This is a genomic window from Streptosporangium sp. NPDC049078 (genome assembly GCF_040648855.1).
Classification (GTDB): domain Bacteria; phylum Actinomycetota; class Actinomycetes; order Streptosporangiales; family Streptosporangiaceae; genus Streptosporangium.
Genome location: NZ_JBEZEL010000002.1, coordinates 67,841 through 87,819, shown reverse-complemented (window position 1 = coordinate 87,819; position 19,979 = coordinate 67,841). Strand labels below are relative to the sequence as shown.

The 19,979-nt window shown below is 70.2% G+C and carries 22 protein-coding genes; 8 read left to right on the top strand and 14 right to left on the bottom strand.

What is annotated here, in order from left to right; translation table 11 throughout:
* The first annotated feature begins 61 nt into the window (after positions 1-61).
* A complete protein-coding gene (locus tag AB0B90_RS03285; protein WP_362920502.1) occupies positions 62-529 on the top strand; it encodes a GNAT family N-acetyltransferase in 468 nt (155 codons plus the stop codon).
* Between the two features lie 39 nt (positions 530-568).
* Here AB0B90_RS03285 and AB0B90_RS03280 read toward each other — a convergent pair whose 3' ends face one another.
* From AB0B90_RS03280 to AB0B90_RS03265, 4 genes are all read right to left on the bottom strand, one after another.
* Positions 569-862 carry a MerR family transcriptional regulator gene (locus AB0B90_RS03280; RefSeq protein WP_350944827.1) on the bottom strand — a complete coding sequence of 98 codons (294 nt, stop codon included), beginning with the start codon at positions 860-862 and terminating at the stop codon, positions 569-571.
* A gap of 966 nt (positions 863-1,828) precedes the next feature.
* Positions 1,829-2,689 (bottom strand): alpha/beta hydrolase, encoded by an 861-nt coding sequence (locus AB0B90_RS03275; RefSeq protein ID WP_362920500.1) that lies wholly within the window; start codon positions 2,687-2,689, stop codon positions 1,829-1,831.
* A 123-nt stretch (positions 2,690-2,812) separates the two neighbouring features.
* Positions 2,813-3,100, bottom strand: a complete 288-nt coding sequence (locus AB0B90_RS03270; protein ID WP_350944362.1) for a hypothetical protein — start codon at positions 3,098-3,100, stop codon at positions 2,813-2,815.
* Positions 3,101-3,109: 9 nt separating this feature from the next.
* Positions 3,110-4,087, bottom strand: coding sequence for an AraC family transcriptional regulator (locus AB0B90_RS03265; protein ID WP_362920497.1), 978 nt, complete (start codon positions 4,085-4,087; stop codon positions 3,110-3,112).
* Positions 4,088-4,178: 91 nt separating this feature from the next.
* Between AB0B90_RS03265 and AB0B90_RS03260 the strand changes: the two genes are divergently transcribed.
* A complete protein-coding gene (locus tag AB0B90_RS03260) occupies positions 4,179-5,093 on the top strand; it encodes an NADP-dependent oxidoreductase (protein WP_362920495.1) in 915 nt (304 codons plus the stop codon).
* 95 nt (positions 5,094-5,188) lie between these two features.
* Here AB0B90_RS03260 and AB0B90_RS03255 read toward each other — a convergent pair whose 3' ends face one another.
* The 4 genes from AB0B90_RS03255 to AB0B90_RS03240 form a co-directional block, all read right to left on the bottom strand.
* Positions 5,189-5,938, bottom strand: a complete 750-nt coding sequence (locus tag AB0B90_RS03255; RefSeq protein ID WP_362920493.1) for a dienelactone hydrolase family protein — start codon at positions 5,936-5,938, stop codon at positions 5,189-5,191.
* A gap of 277 nt (positions 5,939-6,215) precedes the next feature.
* Complete coding sequence (locus AB0B90_RS03250) at positions 6,216-7,400, bottom strand: serine hydrolase domain-containing protein (RefSeq protein ID WP_362920491.1); 1,185 nt, start codon at positions 7,398-7,400, stop codon at positions 6,216-6,218.
* A 45-nt stretch (positions 7,401-7,445) separates the two neighbouring features.
* Entirely contained in the window at positions 7,446-7,823 is a 378-nt protein-coding gene (locus tag AB0B90_RS03245) for a hypothetical protein (RefSeq protein WP_362920489.1), read from the bottom strand.
* Between the two features lie 302 nt (positions 7,824-8,125).
* On the bottom strand, positions 8,126-9,037 hold the full coding sequence (locus AB0B90_RS03240) for a MerR family transcriptional regulator (protein WP_350944353.1): 912 nt from the start codon (positions 9,035-9,037) through the stop codon (positions 8,126-8,128).
* A 172-nt stretch (positions 9,038-9,209) separates the two neighbouring features.
* On the opposite strand from AB0B90_RS03240, the gene AB0B90_RS03235 reads away from it, so the two are divergent.
* Positions 9,210-9,911 (top strand): hypothetical protein, encoded by a 702-nt coding sequence (locus tag AB0B90_RS03235; RefSeq protein WP_350944351.1) that lies wholly within the window; start codon positions 9,210-9,212, stop codon positions 9,909-9,911.
* Here the strand turns inward: AB0B90_RS03235 and AB0B90_RS03230 are convergent.
* Both AB0B90_RS03230 and AB0B90_RS03225 read right to left on the bottom strand, forming a co-directional pair.
* Positions 9,860-11,158: a histidine kinase gene (locus AB0B90_RS03230; protein WP_362920486.1), complete on the bottom strand. Its 1,299-nt coding sequence runs from the start codon at positions 11,156-11,158 to the stop codon at positions 9,860-9,862. The two genes, AB0B90_RS03235 and AB0B90_RS03230, sit on opposite strands and share 52 nt — an antisense overlap.
* On the bottom strand, positions 11,152-11,844 hold the full coding sequence (locus AB0B90_RS03225) for a response regulator transcription factor (protein ID WP_350944349.1): 693 nt from the start codon (positions 11,842-11,844) through the stop codon (positions 11,152-11,154). The genes AB0B90_RS03230 and AB0B90_RS03225 overlap by 7 nt, the downstream gene beginning before the upstream one ends.
* A gap of 441 nt (positions 11,845-12,285) precedes the next feature.
* Here AB0B90_RS03225 and AB0B90_RS03220 point away from each other — a divergent pair, with 441 nt between their 5' ends.
* Positions 12,286-13,170, top strand: a complete 885-nt coding sequence (locus tag AB0B90_RS03220) for a phosphatase PAP2 family protein (protein ID WP_362920484.1) — start codon at positions 12,286-12,288, stop codon at positions 13,168-13,170.
* Positions 13,171-13,241: 71 nt separating this feature from the next.
* Here the strand turns inward: AB0B90_RS03220 and AB0B90_RS03215 are convergent, their stop codons facing one another.
* Together AB0B90_RS03215 and AB0B90_RS03210 are read right to left on the bottom strand one after the other, a co-directional pair.
* Entirely contained in the window at positions 13,242-14,057 is an 816-nt protein-coding gene (locus tag AB0B90_RS03215; protein ID WP_350944347.1) for a neutral zinc metallopeptidase, read from the bottom strand.
* A 135-nt stretch (positions 14,058-14,192) separates the two neighbouring features.
* Positions 14,193-15,194 (bottom strand): AraC family transcriptional regulator, encoded by a 1,002-nt coding sequence (locus AB0B90_RS03210; protein ID WP_362920482.1) that lies wholly within the window; start codon positions 15,192-15,194, stop codon positions 14,193-14,195.
* A gap of 132 nt (positions 15,195-15,326) precedes the next feature.
* Here AB0B90_RS03210 and AB0B90_RS03205 point away from each other — a divergent pair, with 132 nt between their 5' ends.
* Positions 15,327-16,157, top strand: a complete 831-nt coding sequence (locus tag AB0B90_RS03205; protein ID WP_362920480.1) for an NAD(P)H-binding protein — start codon at positions 15,327-15,329, stop codon at positions 16,155-16,157.
* A complete protein-coding gene (locus AB0B90_RS03200; RefSeq protein WP_350944343.1) occupies positions 16,154-16,597 on the top strand; it encodes a DUF4345 domain-containing protein in 444 nt (147 codons plus the stop codon). Before AB0B90_RS03205 ends, AB0B90_RS03200 begins: the two co-directional genes overlap by 4 nt.
* 69 nt (positions 16,598-16,666) lie before the next feature.
* Here the strand turns inward: AB0B90_RS03200 and AB0B90_RS03195 are convergent, their stop codons facing one another.
* Positions 16,667-17,185: an O-acetyl-ADP-ribose deacetylase gene (locus AB0B90_RS03195; RefSeq protein ID WP_362920477.1), complete on the bottom strand. Its 519-nt coding sequence runs from the start codon at positions 17,183-17,185 to the stop codon at positions 16,667-16,669.
* Positions 17,186-17,706: 521 nt separating this feature from the next.
* Here AB0B90_RS03195 and AB0B90_RS03190 point away from each other — a divergent pair.
* Complete coding sequence (locus AB0B90_RS03190; RefSeq protein ID WP_362920475.1) at positions 17,707-18,903, top strand: cytochrome P450; 1,197 nt, start codon at positions 17,707-17,709, stop codon at positions 18,901-18,903.
* 20 nt (positions 18,904-18,923) lie between these two features.
* Here the strand turns inward: AB0B90_RS03190 and AB0B90_RS03185 are convergent, their stop codons facing one another.
* On the bottom strand, positions 18,924-19,439 hold the full coding sequence (locus AB0B90_RS03185) for a DUF4240 domain-containing protein (RefSeq protein ID WP_362920472.1): 516 nt from the start codon (positions 19,437-19,439) through the stop codon (positions 18,924-18,926).
* A gap of 162 nt (positions 19,440-19,601) precedes the next feature.
* On the opposite strand from AB0B90_RS03185, the gene AB0B90_RS03180 reads away from it, so the two are divergent.
* On the top strand, positions 19,602-19,916 hold the full coding sequence (locus AB0B90_RS03180; RefSeq protein WP_350944339.1) for a hypothetical protein: 315 nt from the start codon (positions 19,602-19,604) through the stop codon (positions 19,914-19,916).
* The last annotated feature ends 63 nt before the right edge of the window (positions 19,917-19,979 follow it).

Here is a 19,979-nt window from a genome sequence, read left to right as displayed (position 1 = left end):
GGGACGGTCCTCACGGGGGATACGGAGTTTGAACTCCCGACCCTCGCCTGAAGGACATCACATGCTCAGGATCGGCAAGCTCACCCCCGCGGACCGTCCCCGCTGGGAAACCCTCTTCCGCGGTCACAACGACTTCTACGGGCGCACCCTCCCGCCCCAGCTGTACGACCGGGCCTGGGACGAGTTCCGGGAGGGTGTTCGTATGCACGCCCTCGGCGCGAAGCTCGACGGCGAGCTGGTCGGCGTCGCGCACTTCCTCATCCACTCGAGCACCACGGCGCTGGACGTGTGCCATCTCCAGGACCTGTTCACCGCGCCGCAGGCCAGGGACGAGGGGGCGGGGCGGGCGCTGATCGGGGCGGTGACCGAGTGGGCGAGCGCCCGCGACTGCAGCCGGGTCTACTGGTCGACCAAGGAGACCGACACCGAGGCCCGGCGGCTCTACGACAAGGTCGCGGTGAACAGGGGTTTCATCCTCTACCAGATCGATCTCCAGCCGGAGGCGGGGCGACCGGGAGTCGCCCCTTGACTCGTCTGGCTCGTCTTTTCGTGCCGCGGATCGCCGGCCTCACGCCGAGCGGCGGTCCGCGCTGTCGGGCTGTTGCCGGTCACGGGCCTGCCGGAGTTCGGCGTTGATGCGCAGGGCCTCGGCGAGCTGGTCTTCCAGGATGATGATGCGGCAGGCGGCCTCCAGGGCGGTGCCCTGGTCGACCAGTTCGCGGGCGCGGCCGGCCAGACGGAGCTGGTAGCGGGAGTAGCGGCGATGGCCGCCCTCGGAGCGCTGCGGCTCGATCAGTCTGGCGGTGCCCAGGCTGCGCAGGAACGCCGGGGTGACGCCGAGCATCTCGGCGGCCCGGCCCATGCTGTAGGCGGGATAGTCCTCGTCGTCGAACCGGCGAGCGGAGACCTCGCCCGGTGTGGCGGGGAGCTCGTCGGCCCTGTCCGCGGTGTCGGCCTTACCAGCCGTTTCAGCCTTATCGGCGGTGTCGCGAAGTCTGGGCTCCGCGCGTACGGCCGACGTCATCGGTGTTCGATCCATACAACCTTCCTGTAACGCCAACAGGGGTCCCGGCGCCATGATGCGCCGGGACCCACGAGGTTCAACACCATCTATCGGCCCTGAGGCCAACCTGTTTCTTCCGCATTGGCCGCCCGCAGGGGGCGGGGATGCGGGGATCGCGTATGCGTGACCGTAGACCACCTTCCAATCTGTGGGACTGCGGTACCCGTGCGGCGAACATCAACCGGCGACGGGCGATCCTGATGGCGTTCAACACTCCTTTCGTTATCTGTCCTCTTCGAGCTCATGCATCACGTGTCGCAGCCGCGCGTCCACGGCCGGAACCCTTCGTCTACCGCTGGTCCCAGCACGTCCGACGCTGGTACTCCTTCGCTGCGGCGGCTGCGTGTCCACGGCCGGGACCCTTCAACTGCTCGGTCCTGGCACGTCCGACGGTGGTACTCGTTACCGCGGTGGCAGCGTGTCCACGGCCGGGACCCTTCTACCGCTCGGTCCTGGCACGTCCGACCTTCTGCCCGTCTTTCTTCGTCGTCCTTCGATGTCCACGCTCGTCCGGGCAGTTCGTCGTGATGCCTACGTCCTGCTCTGCCCTCGTGGAACCGTTCCTTGCGATGTCAGGAACTCTAGCCTCACCCAACGCAAATGTCTACCTCGGCCACTACAGATTTTCGGTTCCATCAAAGCGAGGATTCGAGCCTCCGTGTCGAGAGCAGCGAACCCCGCAGGCCCTGACGTCCTCCGGGCCCTGACGGCGATGACCTCTGGACCCCGCACCGGCCGGTCACGAAGGAAACCGGTCCTTCGAGGTCAGCCGTGGAAGAAGTCACCGAGGGCGGCGGCGAGAGCGTCCGGGGCCTCTTCCGCCATGTGGTGGCCGGAGTCGATGCCATGGCCGCGTACGTCGTCGGCCCAGTCCCGCCAGATCTCCAGCGGATCGCCGTACAGGTCTTCGAGGTCGTCGCGCAGCGACCACAGGGCCAGAGCGGGGCACCGCAGCCGCACACCGGCGGCCCGGTCGGCCTCCTCGTCGCGCAGGTCGACGGTGAGACCGGCCCGGTAGTCCTCCAGCATGGCCCGCACCACGTCGGGATTCCGGGTGGCCGCACGGAACTCGTCGTGGTTCTCCCTGCCCATGCTCTCCGGATCGCCGTGGTACCAGCTGTCGGGGTCGGCGTTGATGACGCGTTCCGGGGTGCCCGGCTGCGCGAAGAAGAACCAGTGCCACCACTGCGTCGCGAACTCCACGGTGATGCGGGACAGGTGCTCGCTGATGGGCAGGCAGTCCAGGAGCGCCACCCGGGACACCGCGTCCCGGTGATCCAGGGCGAGGCGGAACGCGACGGCACCCCCTCGGTCGTGTCCGGCGAGGGCGAACCGGTCATGTCCCAGAGAACGCATCACCGCCACCATGTCGTTCGCGACGGCGCGCTTGGAGTGCCCGGAGTGGTCCGGTGCGGGGGCCGGACCGCGCGAGCGACCGTATCCCCGCAGGTCGGGGCAGACGACCGTGAAACCGCGCTCGACGAGGAGCGGCGCGACACGATGCCAGGTCGCCGAGGTCCGGGGGTGACCGTGCAGCAACAGCACCGGCGGCCCCTCCCCGCCGTACCGGGTGAGAACGGACGCTTCCTCGACCTGGACCGATGTTTCCTCGAAGCCTTCGAACATCGCCCCAGTATTTCCGAGGAGGGCGATCACAACCGTCTCAGGCGATCGGGCCGGGGGAGGCGCCCGGTGTCCAGGGATGATCTCCGCTGCGCCGTCGGCCTCAAGGGAGGTCGCGCGCGGAGATCAGCGGATGTCTCCCTCCCACGTCGGGGCGGACCCGCCGGCGGCGACGCCGAGGCGCGGTGCCTCGACGGTCTCGACCGTCGAGGCACGCCCTCCGGCTTTCTGGGAGATCGGCCGCTCGGGCGCGAGCTGGGCGAGGGCGAGCAGCAGGAGTTCGCCGCTGGAGCAGCCGAGGCGCTCGCCGCGCCCCAGCTCCACGACACGTCGCATGACCTCGTCGGGGGTGAAGCCCATCGCGGCGGCGACGCGTCGGGCGGCTTGCAGGAGTTCGTGGTCTCGGGGCACCATGACGTTGTTCTACCCGCTGCGGCGGTATCTGCCGGGGGCGGTGCCGCACTGGCGTTTGAACGCGTTGGCGAAGGCGAACTCCGAGGTGTAGCCGACCCTGGTCGCGACGGAGTGCAGCGGGGCGTCGGATTCGCGCAGGAGCCGCGCGGCGACGGTCATCCGCCACCAGGTCAGGTAGGTCAGCGGCGGCCGGCCGACCAGGGCGGTGAAGCGGCGGGCGAACGGCGCCCGGGACAGCCCCGCCTCGGCGGCGAGCGTCGCGACGGTCCACGGCCGGGCCGGGTCGCTGTGCATGGCCTGCAGCGCGGCGGTGGTGGCCGGGTCGTTGAGCGCCGCCGCCCAGCCGGTGGTCCCCGGCACCGGCCGCCGGTCGAGCCAGGCCCGCAGGATGTGCAGCAGCAGCGTGTCGAGCAACGCGGGCACGATGGCGTCCGTACCGAGGCGGGGGCCTGCCACCTCGCCCGCGAGCAGGTCGACGGTGGAGCGCAGTTCGGGGTGTCGTCCGAGGTGCGCGGGAAGGTGGATGAGCTCGGGAAGATCGTTCAGCAGCGGATGGGTGCGGGCCGGGTCGAGGTGATACCCGCCGCAGAGCGTCACGGCGGCCGGAGCGCCGGCGCCGCCGGTGCCGCCGGGGGCGCCGGGGGCGCTGCCGGAGGTGCTGTCGGGGGCGCCGACGGTGTCGGTGACGTAGCGCTGGAGGAGGCGGGGATCGCCCGGGTCGCAGGCGGGCGCGACCGGCGAGGTCGACGGGCTGTCGGCCAGCGTGTGCCCGCGCCCGTGGGGCCGGAACACCACATCCCCGGCGACCAGCTGCACGGCGTCGCCGTCCGGCCCGATGAGCCAGCACGGTCCCTGAAGGATCACCTGCAGGCCGATGGCCCCGGGGATGGGGGCGAACCGCTGCGCCCAGGGGGCGTGCCAGGCCACCCGGGCCGAGCGCGGCTGTCCGGTCCGCATGACCGCGATCACGTCGCTGAGCACGTCCATCCGGCGAGGATATCCCCGCGAAGACGATCGATTATGAATAAGGGATCACCGAACATGGTTCGTCTCGTCGGCTGCCCGTAGCTTCGACTGTGTGAAAGCCATCCGAATCCACGAGTACGGTGACGCCTCCGTCGTCCGCCGCGACGACATCCTCAGGCCGGTGCCCGGCCCGGGGGAGGTGCTGATCGACGTCGCCGCGACCTCCTTCAACCCGTCCGACATCGGCCTGCGCCGGGGGCTCCTGCGCTCGGTCTTCTCGCTCGACCTGCCGTACACGCTCGGCGGGGACGTCGCCGGTACGGTCGCCGAGGTCGGCGACGGCGTGCGTACCCTCGCCGTCGGCGACCGGGTCGTCGGCAGGGTCGACGGCGGAGGCGCCGCGGCCGAGTACGTCACCGCCGCCGCGGACACCCTGGTCACGCCGCCGACCGGTGTCCCTCTCGCGCACGCCGCCGCCCTCCCCATCGCGGGTCTCACCGCGTGGCAGGCGGTGTTCGAGCACGCGGCCGTCACCTCCGGGCAGCGGGTGCTCGTCAACGGCGCGGGCGGCGGCGTCGGAGGGTTCGCCGTCCAGCTCGCCAAGCACGCCGGGGCGTACGTCATCGCCACGGCCGGTCCTCGCAGCGCGGAGACGGTCCGCCGCCTCGGCGCGGACCGGATCGTCGACTACACGGCCACGCCCGTCGCCGAAGCGCTGGACGAACCGGTGGATGTGGTCCTGCACATCGTCGCGGCCGGCGCGAGGCCACTGGTGCCGCTGGTCCGGCCGGGCGGTCTCGTCGTGTCCGTCACCGTTCCGCTCAGGCTCCCCGCGGACTCCCCGGTGACCGCGACGCACTTCGTGGCCCGCAACGACACGGGCGACCTCGCAGCCCTGGTCAAGCTCGTCGACGCGGGCGTCGTCCGTCTCGACATCTCCGAGACGCGCCCGCTCGCCGACCTGGCCGCGGTGCACCGCGACGCCGAGTCCGGCCGTACCCGCGGCAAGATCATCCTCGTTCCCTGAGGGAATCCCGGTGACCGCGATCACCGGGTCCCGGCCGCCGGCGGGCGAGCCGGGGACTCCGGGCGTATGTCAGGCGCGGTCTCCGAGCCGGAGTCTCAGCCGCCGGCCAGGGTGCGGCCGAGGAGGGGGAGCAGGCGGTCCCAGTGGCGCCGCAGCGCGGCGGGGTCGAAGACATCGGTGTCGGACATGGTGAAGCCGTGGAGGGCGCCGGGGTAGACCTCGGTGGTGTAGGTGAGTCCCGCGGCATCCATGGCCTGGTTGAGCTCGCCGATGGCCTCGGGCGACATGTCGGTTTCCGCGAGGCCGAGGTGGACCTGGGCGGTGAGTTCGGGGACGAGGAGGTGCGGGCTGTCGGGCGCGTCGGTCACCAGCGGGCTGGGGTGGAATCCGGCGAAGGCGGCGACCTGGCCGGGGTGGGCCGCCGCGGTGCGCATCGCCAGGACGGCGCCCATGCAGTAGCCGACCACGGCGACCGGTCCGGCACCGACCTCCGGCCGGGTGGTGAGGAACTCGAGGTAGGCGTCGGCGTCGCGCAGGACACATTCGGTGGTGTGCGCCTGGGCGAGAGGCAGCAGCTGGGCGAAGAGCGCGGGCCGGACCTCCTTGCTGATGTGCTCCGGAAGTTCGACCACCGGTGCCGGGCCGTGCCGGTAGTAGAGGTTGGGGACGAGCACGTAGTACCCGTGGTCGGCCAGTTCGCGGGCCATCTCTCTCAGCACGGGCCGCACGCCGAAGATGTCCGTGTACATCAGCACGCCCGGATGCCGTTCGCCGTCGTCGGGGAAGGCGGCCACGGCGTCGGCATGGCCGTCCGCGGTGGGAATCTGCACTGTCACGGTGGGCATGGCGGATCTTCCTTCCTTCGGCTGATGCCGGTGCACGACCTGGTGTCAGGTCTGTCGGGAGGTGAGGTTGACCGGAGATCAATCTAGCGATGATCCGCGATCACCGAGCGAACCGGTATCGACTCCCGAAACCGTACGAAGGGAGCCGTTGTTCATCGGCCCCGGGGGTTTCGGGGCGAGGTCTCCGAACGGCATGACGAGCCGCTTCGTGACCGGGAAACCGATTCGGCGCCTGCGGGTCACCGCCGGAGGGCCGTCGCGGGACGGTGAGCGGGGCCTACCGGGCCCGGAGTTCGAGTGCGTCGTGGACCGCGCCGAGGAGGGTGGCGGCTCTGTGGTCCGGTACGCCTTCCTGGAGACGGTTCATCACGTAACCGAAGGCGAGGCCGTTCGCCGGGTCGGCGAAGCCGAGCGATCCCCCGTAGCCGGGAAACCCGAAGGCGGTCGGGCTGTACCAGAAGGCGTCCGGCGTCGGCAGGCCGAAACCGGTGCCGATCCGGACGGGCACTCGCAGGACCCGGTCGATGCCGGCGACCTGTTCCGCGGTCGCCGCGGCCAGGGTGTCGGGCGTGAGGACACGATGTCCGTCGACCTCGCCGATGAGCGCGGCGTAGAAACGGGCGAGCGAGCGGGCCGTGCAGATGCCGTTGGTCGAGGGCATCTCGGCGGCCTGCTCGGCGGGGTCGTCGTGGTCCGGCAGCGGCGTGATGACGGACATCGCCCGCCTGGTCAGCGACGTGGGGTCCGCGTACGCAGCCATCACCTCGCGTGCGGGCCCGGGAAGGGCGTCCAGGTCGATCCGGGTGAACGCGTCCAGATCGATCGGGTCGGCGACGATCCGGCTGACCCGGTGCGACTCGGTTCCCGGCAGCCCGATCCACAGGTCCAGGCCGAGCGGTGCGGCGATCTCCTCGGCGAGGAACGTGCCGAGGCTGCGGCCGGTCACCCGTCGGACGACCTCCCCGACCAGCCAGCCGTAGGTGTGCGCGTGGTAGCCGTGCGCGGTGCCCGGCTCCCAGGAGGGGCGCTGGGCGGCCAGGGCGGTCACCATCGGGTCCCAGGCGATCGCCTCGGCCGGGGTGATCGGGTGGTCGATCACGGGCAGTCCCGCCTGGTGGGTGAGCAGCCAGCGGACCGGGACGCGCTCCTTGCCGTTCGCCGCGAACTCCGGCCAGTACGCGGCGACGGGTGCGTCGAGGTCCAGTTCGCCCCGCTGGGCGAGCAGGTGCGCGCAGGCGGCGGTGACGCCCTTGGTGGTGGAGAACACGACCTGCACGGTGTCGCGCTCCCAGGGGCGGCCGGTCTCGGGATCGGCGATCCCGCCCCACAGGTCCACGACCTTCCTGCCGTGCAGGTAGACGCCGACCGCGGCGCCCACCTCCTGCCCACCGGCCAGGTTGGCCGCGAACGCCTCGCGCACCCCTTCGAATCCCGGTGCGGTGCTCCCGCCGATTTCGGGCATGCGTCATCGCCTCTCGTCTCGTTTGGGGTGTGTCGCCGTAAAGTGCTACCGGCGCCATTTCTCGATGAGCCAGGCACAGATCTCCGGCTCGGTCATCTCGGGGAACTCTTCGGTGAACGTGACGAGCGCGCGCATCGCCTCGTCCCGATCCAGGCCGCGTGCCGTCGCCGCCCTCAGATACTCCTGGCGTGCCGCTGAGGGGCGGCCTCCGCCCGCGCCGCGGCCCGGCAGGCCGTCACGCCACCGCGTGATCTCCTCCAGCCGGTCGGTCCGCCAGCCGGGAGCCCCGTCGACCTCGACGTCGGGCTCCGGAAAGGGGTGGCTCGAACCGCTCGGATAGCGGGAGCGCCATTTGTGCACCGCGTGTCGGCTCACCCCCAGCGCCTCGCCGATGCCGAGAACGCCGAGGAAATGCTCGGTCATGGTGCACCAACTTGTCTGTCCGGCCTCCTTTACGGGTCTCATTACTACCACTCGCCGCCTCGCCCGAGGCGAAGCCCCACGTCCACGGGATGCGCCGAACATCGTCTCTAGTAGAGACGATGTTATGGGAGAGCGGTGAACGTCGTCAACGACGAAGACGAGGTTCTTCCTCTCGTGGCGGTCCACCGCGAAGCCGTACTGACGACCACGACGGCGAACCGGCCCGGGGTCGGAAGCCGGGGACCCTCACCTCCGGACGGTGCCGGCCGCCCTCGGAGCCTGTCTCCGAGGGCGGCCGCGGATCAGGACGCGCGCAACGCGGCGATGAACCATTCGAAGTCGGGAACCCTGGGCGGAAACGGCGGCCTGCCGTTCAGCACACCCACGAGCTGCCAGTACCGCTCCACCCGGCGGTCGGTGAACGTCTCCACCTGGTCGGCCAACCGGGCGCGGTCCGCGGCGGGCAGCCCCGGATCCACGATCAGATCCAGGATCGCCCTGCCCTCGGCAGACTCGGGGCCGATGCCGGCGGCCACCGCTCTCCCCGCGTGCTCAAAGACGAGGGCGGGGTCGTACGGCTGCGGCACCTCGTCGCCGGATGCTGTGGCACCGGCCACCGCCATCTGTCGTGCGCGCTCCTGGAAGCCGGCGTCGCCCAGGAGTTCGGCGAGCTCCAGCCACGCCTCGACCTGCTCCGGGGTGGGATCGTCCGGCAGCTCCGCGGGAACCTGGCGCATCGAGGCCGCGATGTGAGCCCCCGGCGCCTGCGGGTCGATGCCGTCGAACGTACGGTCGACGAAGTCGTCGATCATTCGCTGCCGCTCCTGAGCGGACAGGCGGATCAACCTGTGCATGAGTACCATCTCCTCGGTCGTGCGCTCCTGTTGGGTGATCGACCGCAGCACCGCCCGGCGCAACCGCAGGGAGCGGATCTGGGTGTCCACCGCCCGCATGTGCGCCCGCGCGACGTCGGCCACCGTGCACTGCCTGGTCAGGACCTTCTGAACGGTGTCGAGGTCCAGCCCCAGTTCGCGCAGCGTTCGCACCAGGTCAAGCCGGGCCACCGCCTCCATGTCGTACAGACGAAAACCGCCCGCCGACCGGCGCGTCGGCGGGATGACGTCGATGTCGGACCAGAAGCGGATCGTACGCACCGACAGGCCCGTGCAGTCGGCGAGCTGTCCGATGGTGAGCAGTTGGTCGCGGTCGTTCACCACAGCAGCATCAACCCTCCAGTCACTGGAGAGTCAAACCGATTACGGCGGTCCGCCGGACGGCGGAGTGGCGATAGACCATGAGGAGGACGACGCGCGCCGTGTCGTTGCCTAGCGTTCCCGTCCTCGCCCCGCCGGTCCAGGTGCGGGCCGGAACGCAAGGGAAGATCTCATGCCGTCGCTCTCCAATCCACTCGGCTTCCGCAGATGGGCCGCAGGGGTGTGCCTCATCGTCGCGCCGCTCATCTACATCGCGGGCGTCGTCGCCGACCCGGCCCTGCGGCAGGGCGGTGACACCACCGGCGTCTACGGCAGGTATCCGGAACAGGTCTCGGTCAGCGCCTCGCTGCTGCACTGGAGCTGGGTGCTGCTGATCCCGGGAATCATCGGGATGATCCACCTCATCCGGCACAGGGGAGTCGTCTTCGGCCATCTCGCCGGTGGTCTCGCGCTCCTCGGCGTGGTGAACTTCTCCGGGCTGATGCTCGGGGACTTCTTCTACTCCCGGCTCGAACGCGCCCTGCCGCCCGCCGAGGGCGCGAAGCTCGCCGAACAGGCGTTCTCCGACCCCGGCGCCACCTTCGGGTTCCAGATCCCGGGATTCCTCGGGCTGCTCGGCCTGTTCCTGCTTGGCCTGGTCCTGGCCTACGCCGGTCACGGGCCGTGGTGGGCCCCTTTCGCGATCATCGTGGGTATCTTCGGTGCCCCGGTCTTCCCGATCGGCACGGCCGTGGGCGGCCTGCTCTACCTGGCCGGTTCCGGCGCGATCGGGCTGCGGATGCTGCGGATGAGCGACGCGGAGTGGGCCGGGCAGGAAACGGCTCAGCCGGTCGCCACCGAGGCGTCCAGCGGAAACCGGGCGACCACCCGGTAACCGCCACCGGGCAGGGGGCCCGCGGACAACTCGCCGCCGTGCATCGCGGTCCGCTCACGCATCCCGATCAGACCGTGCCCACCGGAGTACCGTCCGTCCGAGCGCTGTCCGTCCGAGCGCTGTGCGTCCGAGCGCTGTGCGTCCGAGCGCTGTCCCTCCGAATGTTGTGCGTTCGACTGCTGTGCGTCCGAGTCGGGCACGTCGGCCGGGAAAGTGCCGTCGCCCGTGCCGTCGTCGGTGATCTCCAGATCCAGCCCGGTCGGCCCGTGGGCGACGACGACCTCGGCAGCGGCGGCGGGGGAGTGCTTCAGCACGTTCGTCAGAGCCTCCTGGATCACCCGGTAGGCGGAGAGTGCGAGTCCCGGCGGCAGGGGACGCGGCTCGCCGGTGATCCGGAGGCGTACGTCCAACCCGGCCTCCCTGACCTGCGCGACCAGCTCGTCCAGCCGCTCCAGGCTCGGCTGGGAGGCGCCGGGGTTCGGATCGCCGCTCCCGCGGAGCACTCCCAGCATGAGCTGGAGCTCCTCGATCGCCTCGCGACCCGCCTTCTCGACCCCGAGCAGCATGTCACGCTCCCGCCGGTGCTCCTCGCCGAGTCGCATCCGCACCCCGCCCGTGTGCAGGGTCATCACGCTCACGTTGTGCGAGACGACGTCGTGCAGCTCCCTCGCGATCCGGGTCCGCTCCTCCGCCACCGCCTGCCGGGCCCGCTCCTCCCGTTCCACCTCAAGGCGAACGGCGCGTTCCGCCAGCCGCAACGTCCGGTCGATCTGGCGGCGCAACAGGATGCCGCTCCCGTACGCCACCCCGATGAAGACGGCGCTGATCATGAATTCGGCGATGTCGTTGCGCTGGAACGTCTGCAGGCTCGCGTACGCCACCAGTACGCACGCCAGTCCCGCGAGCCCGCGGCGGCTGCGCAGCTCCGCGGCGCTCGCCACGGTGTGGACGAGGATGAGCGTCGAGTAGAAGTGCCAGGCGGCGTAGTAGCCGTCACCCGCCACCGTCCGTATGGTGAGGCCGATCGAGATGAGCGCGATGAGCAGGGTCGTGGGGAACCTGCGCCGGAGCAGCAGTAGCGTCCCGGTGACGACCGCCCCCACCGCCAGCGGCACCGGGTCGCTGATCTGGCCGGGCTGGGAGCCCTGACGGCCGAAGGACTCGGCGAGGCCGGTGATCACCACGGCGAGGGAGAGCAGGAGATCCAGCCAGGTAGGCCGCCAGTCGCCGAGCAGTCTCCTCAGCACGGGCGGTCCTGCTGTCCCGGCCGCACGACCCCGGCCTCGTAGGCGAACACGACGGCCTGGATCCGGTCGCGCAGGCCGAGCTTGTGCAGCACCCGGGCGACGTGGGTTCTGATGGTCGCGTCACCGACCTGGCACTCCCGTGCGATCTCAGGGTTGGACAGTCCTCGGGAGAGCAGGCGCAGCACCTCCAGTTCGCGCGGGGTGAGCGTGGCCAGCTCCGGCGGTGCGACCGGCTCGTGGTGCGCGGCGAACGAGGCGATGACCCGCATGGCGGCCGCCGGGTCGATGAGCGCCTCGCCGGCCGCCGCCACCCGTATCGCCTCGATGAGCTGCTCGGGGGGCGAGGACTTGAGCAGGAAGCCGTTCACTCCGGCGCGGAGCGAGGCATGCAGGTTCTCGTCGGTGTCGAAGGTGGTCAGCATGACGATCCGGGGCGGATGCGGGTCCGCGAGCAGTCGCCGGGCGGCGCTCAGACCGTCCATTCGGGGCATCGCGATGTCCATCAGCAGCACGTCCGGTCGTAGCCGCCGGGTCACGGAGAGGGCTTCCAGCCCGTCGCCCGCCTCCCCGACGACCTCGATGTCCGTCGCGGCCTCCACGACGAACCGCAGCCCGGTGCGGATCATGGCCTGGTCGTCCGCGATGACCAGCCTGATCCTCGCGAGACCGGTCGTCGTGCCAGACATGCACAGCATGCTACCCAGGCCGTCCACCCCTCCATTTTCGTGCGGGGTACGGGCCGACCGCGTCCGTCGTACGGCGGAGCGCGGATCCGTCACCCGGCGGACGGCAGCGGCTACCGCGTCTCGGCAGGGTTCGACCCGCCGGCGGAGGCGAGGCCGTGGCGGGACGACGTGAGGCGGAGACGAGGTCAGGGCGGGACGAGGGCGGGACGACGTGAGGCGGAGGCGAGGTCGGGTCGGGGCGAGGACGGGACGGGACGGGACGATGTGAGGCTGTGGCGAGGTCGGGTCGGGCCGACGGCGTACGGCGGCCGATCGCGGAACGCGCCGAGAGCCGGGGAGTGGCTCCCGACACCTGGCCGCGAATGACGACCGGCCTTCATCGTGAAGTCAAATACTGTTCATTTAGACGTTATGCCACGTTCCTTCTTATGATCATCCGCTATGAAGACTGACGGTGGGAACAATCTCCGCAACCGGCTGCTCGGCTCGACCGCGTCACTGGGCCTGGGAGCCGGGGCCGTCGCCTGGCTTTCGCCGGAGGGAACGGAAGGAACCGGTCCGGCGAAGGTCGTGGAAGGCGCCTCGGCCTCCGGCTACCGATCGGTGACCGAGGCGATGGCGAACGTGCCCACCTGGGCGAGTACGGCGATGGAGATAGCCAGCGAGGGCACCCTCGTCATCCTCGGCCTGATCCTCGTCTGGGTGTGGTGGACCGCCCTGCGCCGGGGCGACGCGCGCGGTGTCGCGGGAACCGTCATGATCGGTGTGGGCACCGTCACCGCCTACGCGATCAGCGAGACGGTGAAGCTGATGGTGGTCGAGGAACGCCCCTGCCGGGTGGTGCCGGGAGCCGCGGCGGCGATCGCGGAGTGCCCCGGCGTGGGGGACTGGTCGTTTCCGAGCAACCACGCCACCCTCGCCGCCGGACTCGCGGTCGGACTGGCCCTGCTCCGTCCCCGCCTCGCCGCGGTGACCCTGCCGCTGGCCGTGGCGGCGGCGCTGCTCCGGGTGATGGTGGGGGTCCACTACCCGCACGACGTGCTCGCCGGTGTGCTCCTCGCCGCGGCCGTGGTGACGGCGGTGCTTCTCACGTTCACACCGCCGGCGGTGCGACTGGTGTCGCCGCTGCTGGAGCGCCTGGGCCGCAACGGCTCCGCCACCGGGGACGGGTACGCCGACCGTCCGATCGCTCCCGGGGACGGGTACGCCGACCGTCCGATCGCTCCCGGGGACGGGTACGCCGATCGGCCGGTCGCTCCCATGGACAGGTACGCCGATCGCCGGGTCGCCCCCGTGGGCAGGCACCGCGCCGGCCCGAACCCCTGAGGTTCCCGGCGACACGGGCGGCCGGCTGGAGCCGAAGCCCTCCCCGCGCCGCGTCGGCCGGGGTTCGCGGGTCAGGACACCCGGGACGGTGTGGCGGTCCAGGTGTCGCAGGCGCCGGGGGAGACAGCCCGGTAGCCGCGTTCGAACCAGCGGACCCGGTTGGCGCCGCTGCCGTGGGTGCGGTACTCGCCCTCGTCGCCGTTGGCGCGGATCGTCTCCGACAGTGCCTTCCAGTCCTGCTCGGTACGGGGCAGGGAGGCTCGTACGCTGCCCAGGAACACCCCCGACAGGCAGTCGGCCTGGAGTTCGTAGCGGCGGCGGAGCTCGAAATGGCGGGTGCGTTCGGCGCGGACGCGCCTTTCGAAATGCGTCCTGATGCCGGTGAGGCTCTGCAGGTGGTGGCCGTACTCGTGCGCCGCCACCTTGAAGGGGTACAGGTCGATCCTGTCCTCGATCCACAGGCCGGTGAGCGGGAACACGAGCGTGGCCCGCTCCGTGCAGTAGAAGGCGTCCGCGCCGGTGGGCCACACTATTCCGCAGACGCGCCGCTCGGGCTCGGAGTAGATGCGGACCGTGGGCGTGCGGAACCGCAGCCCGGCGCGGGCGAAGTGAGCGGCCCACGAGGTTCTCAGACATCTCGTGACCAGGGTGAGATACTCGCCCGGCTGCGGGATGCCCCTGTCGACGAGCGGCGGCTCCGGGCACGAGGTGGTCGCCAACCTGCCGGACTTCAGCAACGAGGTCTTGGGCGCGACAGTCCGCCCTGGAGACGAAGAGCCGGACGTGGCGGCCTGCTTCGACGGCTTGGCCGGCGTGGACTCGGGGGATGCGGCCTGCGCGGCTCCGGCGGGCAGGACGGCAAGACACACGGCGGACAACAGGGTCACGTGTCGGAGAGGTCGCGGAGAACCGGCACGGAGCGGGAGGAAGCGCACGATCGGACAGCTTAGAACTCCCGGCTCAGAGCTCCCGCTTCAGAGCTCCCGACGTGGAATTCCCGACGCCCTTGCCACCCACGCGGCTCAACGCGCCGGAGCACCGTCCCACCCTCGCGCCGCCGGGATCACCTCGTCCGACGCCTGGCGGACGTTGCCCGGCGGCACACCGAAGGCCCGTTTGAACGCCCGGCAGAACGCCGCCTCGGACTGGTAACCGAAGCGGCGGGCGACCACCGAGAGCGGCTCCGACGTGCGCCGAAGGTGCATGCGGGCCAGCTGCATGCGCCAGTGGGCGAGATAGCGCATGGCGGACTCACCGACCAGCTCGGTGAACCGCGCCGAGAAGGCCGAACGCGACATTCCGACCTCCCGCGCGAGCGAGGCGACGCTCCACTGCCGTTCGGGCGCGCGGTGGAGCAACGCGAGCGCCTGTCCCACCTGCTCGTCGCGCAGGGCGGCCAGCCAGCCCCGGTTCGCCTCGGGCGCCGAGTCGAGCCAGGAGCGGATCGCCTGGACGACGAGGATGTCGGCGAGCCGGGTGATGACGGTCTCCCCGCCCGGCCGCAGGGCGAGAGCCTCACGGGAGATGAGCCGGAGCGTGCTGCTGAGCCAGTTGGCGGTGTCCTCGTCCCAGGCGTCGATGTGCAGCACCTCGGGAAGCTGCGCGACGAGACGCTGGGCGGCCACATGGTCGAAGTGCACGACGCCGTAGGTGGTGTGCGTGAGGTCCCCGCCGCCACCGTGGCGCATGATCTCGTAGCGCTCGCTGACCTGCTCGACCGGTATGTCGAAGAGCGGTTCGACGTCGGCTCCCGGGTCGCTGCGCAACCGGTGCGGGATGCCGTGCGGGATCAGGGTGAGGCTGCCCTGCCGGAGCAGGCGCGGCTCGGCTCCGTCGACCTCCAGCAGGCAGTGGCCCGAGGTGACGACCAGCAGCGCCATCAACCCGTCGAGCGCCGGCACCTCGATCCCCCACGGCGCGGTGAGCTCGGCGCGGCAGTACAGGGTGCCGGTGAGCCGGAGCAGGTGCAGGCTCTCGCCCAGCAGGTCGGAGGGAGCGGGGAACGGGCGGGGGACATTTGGCACAGATCTCATCATGCCTGATTGACCGTCCACAAACCTGGACGAACAGCAAAGGAGAGCGGACCTTTTTCTATTGTTGGTCCACGGGTGCCGCACAAAACTGGACTCACCGACAACCAAGGGAGCATCTGGACCATGCGTGGTACCACCGTCACCCCCGTCACCCTCGTCATCGGCTCGACCGGCAAGACCGGCCGGCGAATCGTGCACCGGCTCGCCGAGCGCGGCCACCCGGTCAGGGGCGGCTCGCGCCACCTCGACCCCCCCTTCGACTGGGAGCGGCCCGACACCTGGCGCCAGGCGCTGCGCGGCGCCGAATCCGTCTACATCTCCTACTTCCCCGACCTCGCCGCCCCCGGCGCACCGGCCGCGATCGAGAAGCTGACCGCCTGCGCGGTCGACGAGGGCGTCCGGCGGCTGGTACTGCTTTCCGGCCGGGGCGAGGCCAACGCGCAGCGCTGCGAGCGGATCGTCGGTGAGTCCGGTCTGAGCCACACGCTCATCCGCACGAGCTGGTTTTCGCAGAACTTCAGCGAGGGCCACCTGCGGGACTCGGTGCTCGACGGCGTGATCGCGCTGCCGGCCGGCGAGGTCGCGGAGCCGTTCGTCGACGTCGACGACATCGCCGACGTCGCGGTCGCCGCCCTCACCGACGACCGCCACTCCGGCCGGCTCTACGAGCTCACCGGGCCGCGCGCGCTCACCTTCCACGAGGCCGCGGCCGAGATCGCGAAGGCCGCTGACCGGCCGGTCGAGTACGTCGCCGTCTCACCGGAGGTGTTTCACGCCGCCGTGGCGCAGAGCGCCGGGCTCGACTACGCGGACCTGCTCACGGACCTGTGCAAGGAGGTGTTCGACGGGCGCAACGCCTCGGTGGCCCACGGCGTGCGCGAGGCACTCGGCCGCGAACCCCGCGACTTCACCGACTTCTGCCGTACGGCCGCCGCCTCCGGGACGTGGAGATGACGAGCCCGCCGTACCCCCCGCAGGACGCGACGAGGATGCGGCACGCGAGACCGCTGAGACTCGTCCTGCTCGTGTCCGGCGCGGTGATGATCGGGATAGGCGCGGCCGTGCTGTTCGCGCCCGCGGCCTTCCACGGCACCAACGGCATCGAGCTCGGGAGCGACGCCGGCCTGCTCAGCGAGATCAGGGCCGGGGGTGGCGCGCTGCTCGCGACCGGCGCACTGATCGCGCTCGGCGCGTTCGTCGCGCGGCTGGCCTTCACCGCCACGCTCGCCGGTGCCGTGATGTACCTCTCCTACGGCCTGTCCCGCCTGCTGGGCATCACCCTGGACGGGATACCGGCGAGCGGGCTGGTGCTCGCGACCGCGTTGGAACTGGTCATCGGGCTGGCCTGCGTCTTCGTTCTCGTACGGTATCGCCACCGGGACACCTCCGCCTGAGCCGATTGGCGCGAGACGGTCGAGGTGTACGGCATGCGGGTCGATCGGTCGAGCCAGATCGTTCGACGCTCATGCCCCCTCGGTCTCAAGTGTCCTTTCGAAGACGTCGTAGGCGTCGGCAGTGAACAGGACGAGCCGCAGGTCGGTCACCCGGGTCGGCGCGGCACGTACGGTGCCGATCGCGATGCGGGCGGCGTCGTCGACGGGCCAGCGGTAGACGCCGGTGGATATCGCGGGGAAGGCGACACTGGTGGCACCCAGCTCGTCGGCGACCCGGAGGGACTCGCGGTAGCAGGAGGCGAGCAGATGCGAGCGGTTCTCGGTGGCGGAGAAGACGGGGCCGACGGTGTGGATGACCCAGCGGGCCGGCAGCTCACCCGCGACGGTGGCCACGGCCTGACCGGTCGGCAGTCCCTCGCCGTAGTGCGAGGCGCGCAACTCGCGGCAGGCGGCGAGGATCGCGGGGCCGCCACGCCGGTGAATGGCCCCGTCGACCCCGCCGCCTCCTAGCAGCGAGGAGTTGGCGGCGTTGACGACGGCGTCGACGCGCTGCGCGGTGATGTCCCCCTGGACCAGCGTGATTCTCATGAGAACGAGTCTGTCAGCAGAGTCTCGACGCGGTTCGCCGCTCACGATACGGCCACACTCAATGGAGTTGACGGCCGAGGCGTCGCCGGGATCTCCTGCTGCGGTGATCGACCAAGAAGAACCTGAACACCGGAGACCTTGTGGCCACCTTGGCGGTGACGAGGCGGTTTGACCTGACCGGTGTGCAGTGGGCGCGGCTGGAGCCGCTGCTGCCTGCGCCGAGGAGGCCAGGGCGGTCGCCGAAGTGGACCAAGCGTCAGATTTGGGGGCGACGGCGTCTCGGCCCCTTGAAGACGAGGCGGAAGAGATGCGGCAAGCTCCTGGCCGACCTGTACGCCTGTCGCGACTCCGAGACCGCCTGACGAGCCGCGAAAAGGACTAACGGGATGAAACAGGATTAACAGGACGCCGGGATGGTGTGCGACCTGAAAATTGCCGATGCATCTGAGAAAACCCCTAGCCATAAAGAGGAGATCATCTAGCGATAGCGTGGCGCTCAAACCAAACCTCGGGGGGCTTGGATGGTCCATAGCGAACTGCCGACACTGGGCGAACCCGGATGTCTAGGCCAGTTGAACCCGTTGATCCGCCAACTGCGAGACAGCGGCCCCATCGTCCGGGTTCGTACCCCGGTCGGCGATGAAGCGTGGCTGGTGACCCGGCTCGCCGAACTCAAGCAACTCCTGCTCGACGACCGACTCGGGACCACCCACCCGGACCCGCCGAACAGAGCACGGTACCTGGACAGCCCGATGCTGGACCTGGTCGTGTCGAACCAGGATCCGGCTGAGGCGCATCGTGCGCATCAGGCCCTCCGGTCGAATCTCACCCCGTATTTCTCGGCCAAGCGCATAGCCGGCATGCGGCCGCGCGTCGGCGCCGTGGTCGACGAGTATCTCGACGCCGTACTCGCCAAGCAGCCGCCGATAGACATCCACACCGAGTTCTCGCTGCCGTTCTCCTATCAGATCCTGTGCGATCTGCTCGGCATAGCGGATCCAGCGGAATACCAGGTGGTGCTCGACCGGGTCAGCAGGGTGGGGGCGGGACTGGGCCAGGCGCAGGAGCTGTTCAGATACCTGAGCGAGGTTGCCAAGCGCAAACGCGCGCAACCGGGCGACGATCTGGCCTCGGCGCTGTGCCAATCCGGACTCCCCAACGACTTCGTCGGTGCGTTGCTGGCTTTTGTCACCATGTCGTACCAGGTGACTCCGCACAGCATCAGCGCGGCGATCGCGCTGTTCGCCATGAACCCGGACCAGCACAAGCTGGTGCTCGATGACCCGGAACTGCTGCCCGGCGCGGTGGGGGAGGCCGTGCGGATGAGCAAATTCGCCGAATCCGCACTGCCCCGCTACGCCAGCGAGGACATCGAGATCGGCGGGGTCACGATCCGCGCCGGCGACCTCGTGCTGTGCGACCACGGCTCGACCGCGTTCGACGACCGGGTGTTCGAGGACCCGGAACGGTTCGACGTCACCCGATCGCCCAACCCCCACCTGGTGTTCAGCCACGGAATCACCTACTGCCTCGGTGCCCCCCTGGCTCGGCTGGAGATCAACGAGGTACTCGCCAGGCTTCTGCCCCGGCTGCCCACCATGCGCCTGGCGATCCCGGTCAGTGACATCCCGGTCTCCGGGGGGATGAGCGAACGGAAGCTCGGTGGTGGCATCGCCCAGCTACCGATCACCTGGGATCCGCCGGTTCCCGTCGCGTAATGGGGGTGAGCAGAGCCCGGTCAGCGAGGCCAGCCGGCCGGGTTCGAGCACGACTCGCGGGAGATTCCCGATCCGGTGTCAGGGAAGGTCCCGTAGCGCTCGTGGTGCAGATGGGCGAAGAAGTAACACATCCTCTCGCACTCGGCATCCAGCACCGCCTTCTTCGGATCCTCGGCCACCGCGGTGTAGAAGTCGCGGCCCATCGCGACGATGAAGCCACGCGCGTAGAGGAAACCGTCGTCGGAACCGTCGGTGACCGCCTGGATGTCCGCGCGGTCGATGTCGTGGAGCTTCGCCTCGACCACCCGATCGAGATCCGTCAGCTCGTCCGCCGACAACCCCTCGCTGAGGGAGCCGAGGTTGCTCAGAAACTCCTTCAGGGCGGCTTCGACCACGACAAACGGCGGCTTGCCGTGAAGGTCCTCGTCGGGGGCGGGCGTCCGATGTGTCAACTCCCGTCGCGCCTGATTGACCTCCACTCCCAGCGGTGCCCAGGCCGCCTCCACCAGGCCCCAGAAACCTTCCTCGGACTTCATCTCGTCGCCCCTCTCGTATCGGTGCCGCTCACCCAACCAGAGAGCACCGACAGTCAGCCGCCGTCCGGGCGATGACCAGTGCGAAGGCCGCCGTGGCAACGCCGTCGGCGTCATCGCCCCAAAGGGAGGACACCTCCGCTGAGCTGTGCCTACTGTTAGCGCATGGTGCCCTTGCCGTTCTGTACGGCCATCGTGGAGTTGACCCGGGTCCAGGGGGAGTTCCTCTCCAGCCTCCCGTGCCCAGGACTCATCGTGGAGCCCTACATGCGGTGCTCTCTGGAGGCGGGACATCGCGGTCGGCACGTCACCCTGGCGCAGGGGTCGTCGGTCACGGACTGGTGGGCGACCTGGGACACCGAGGACATCCACGGGGAGCTCAAGGTGCTTCCGAACTGTCTGACCACCGAGCCGATCAGCGAGGACGCGTGCTGCCTGCCGGCCGAGCATGTGGGCAGACACAGCTTCGAATTCCTCTGACCGGCTCTTCCCGCCCTCCATGCAGCTCAGAAGTGACCTGACCCTGCGAACGGGGTCCGGCTA

Coding starts and splice junctions, on each gene's coding strand:
- AB0B90_RS03285 (WP_362920502.1), top strand. CDS start 62: ATGCTCAGGATCGGCAAGCTCACCCCCGCGGACCGTCCCCGCTGGGAA.
- AB0B90_RS03280 (WP_350944827.1), bottom strand. CDS start 862: ATGGGCCGGGCCGCCGAGATGCTCGGCGTCACCCCGGCGTTCCTGCGC.
- AB0B90_RS03275 (WP_362920500.1), bottom strand. CDS start 2,689: ATGTTCGAAGGCTTCGAGGAAACATCGGTCCAGGTCGAGGAAGCGTCC.
- AB0B90_RS03270 (WP_350944362.1), bottom strand. CDS start 3,100: ATGGTGCCCCGAGACCACGAACTCCTGCAAGCCGCCCGACGCGTCGCC.
- AB0B90_RS03265 (WP_362920497.1), bottom strand. CDS start 4,087: ATGGACGTGCTCAGCGACGTGATCGCGGTCATGCGGACCGGACAGCCG.
- AB0B90_RS03255 (WP_362920493.1), bottom strand. CDS start 5,938: ATGCCCACCGTGACAGTGCAGATTCCCACCGCGGACGGCCATGCCGAC.
- AB0B90_RS03250 (WP_362920491.1), bottom strand. CDS start 7,400: ATGCCCGAAATCGGCGGGAGCACCGCACCGGGATTCGAAGGGGTGCGC.
- AB0B90_RS03245 (WP_362920489.1), bottom strand. CDS start 7,823: ATGACCGAGCATTTCCTCGGCGTTCTCGGCATCGGCGAGGCGCTGGGG.
- AB0B90_RS03235 (WP_350944351.1), top strand. CDS start 9,210: ATGCCGTCGCTCTCCAATCCACTCGGCTTCCGCAGATGGGCCGCAGGG.
- AB0B90_RS03225 (WP_350944349.1), bottom strand. CDS start 11,844: ATGTCTGGCACGACGACCGGTCTCGCGAGGATCAGGCTGGTCATCGCG.
- AB0B90_RS03220 (WP_362920484.1), top strand. CDS start 12,286: ATGAAGACTGACGGTGGGAACAATCTCCGCAACCGGCTGCTCGGCTCG.
- AB0B90_RS03205 (WP_362920480.1), top strand. CDS start 15,327: ATGCGTGGTACCACCGTCACCCCCGTCACCCTCGTCATCGGCTCGACC.
- AB0B90_RS03200 (WP_350944343.1), top strand. CDS start 16,154: ATGACGAGCCCGCCGTACCCCCCGCAGGACGCGACGAGGATGCGGCAC.
- AB0B90_RS03195 (WP_362920477.1), bottom strand. CDS start 17,185: ATGAGAATCACGCTGGTCCAGGGGGACATCACCGCGCAGCGCGTCGAC.
- AB0B90_RS03190 (WP_362920475.1), top strand. CDS start 17,707: ATGGTCCATAGCGAACTGCCGACACTGGGCGAACCCGGATGTCTAGGC.
- AB0B90_RS03185 (WP_362920472.1), bottom strand. CDS start 19,439: ATGAAGTCCGAGGAAGGTTTCTGGGGCCTGGTGGAGGCGGCCTGGGCA.
- AB0B90_RS03180 (WP_350944339.1), top strand. CDS start 19,602: ATGGTGCCCTTGCCGTTCTGTACGGCCATCGTGGAGTTGACCCGGGTC.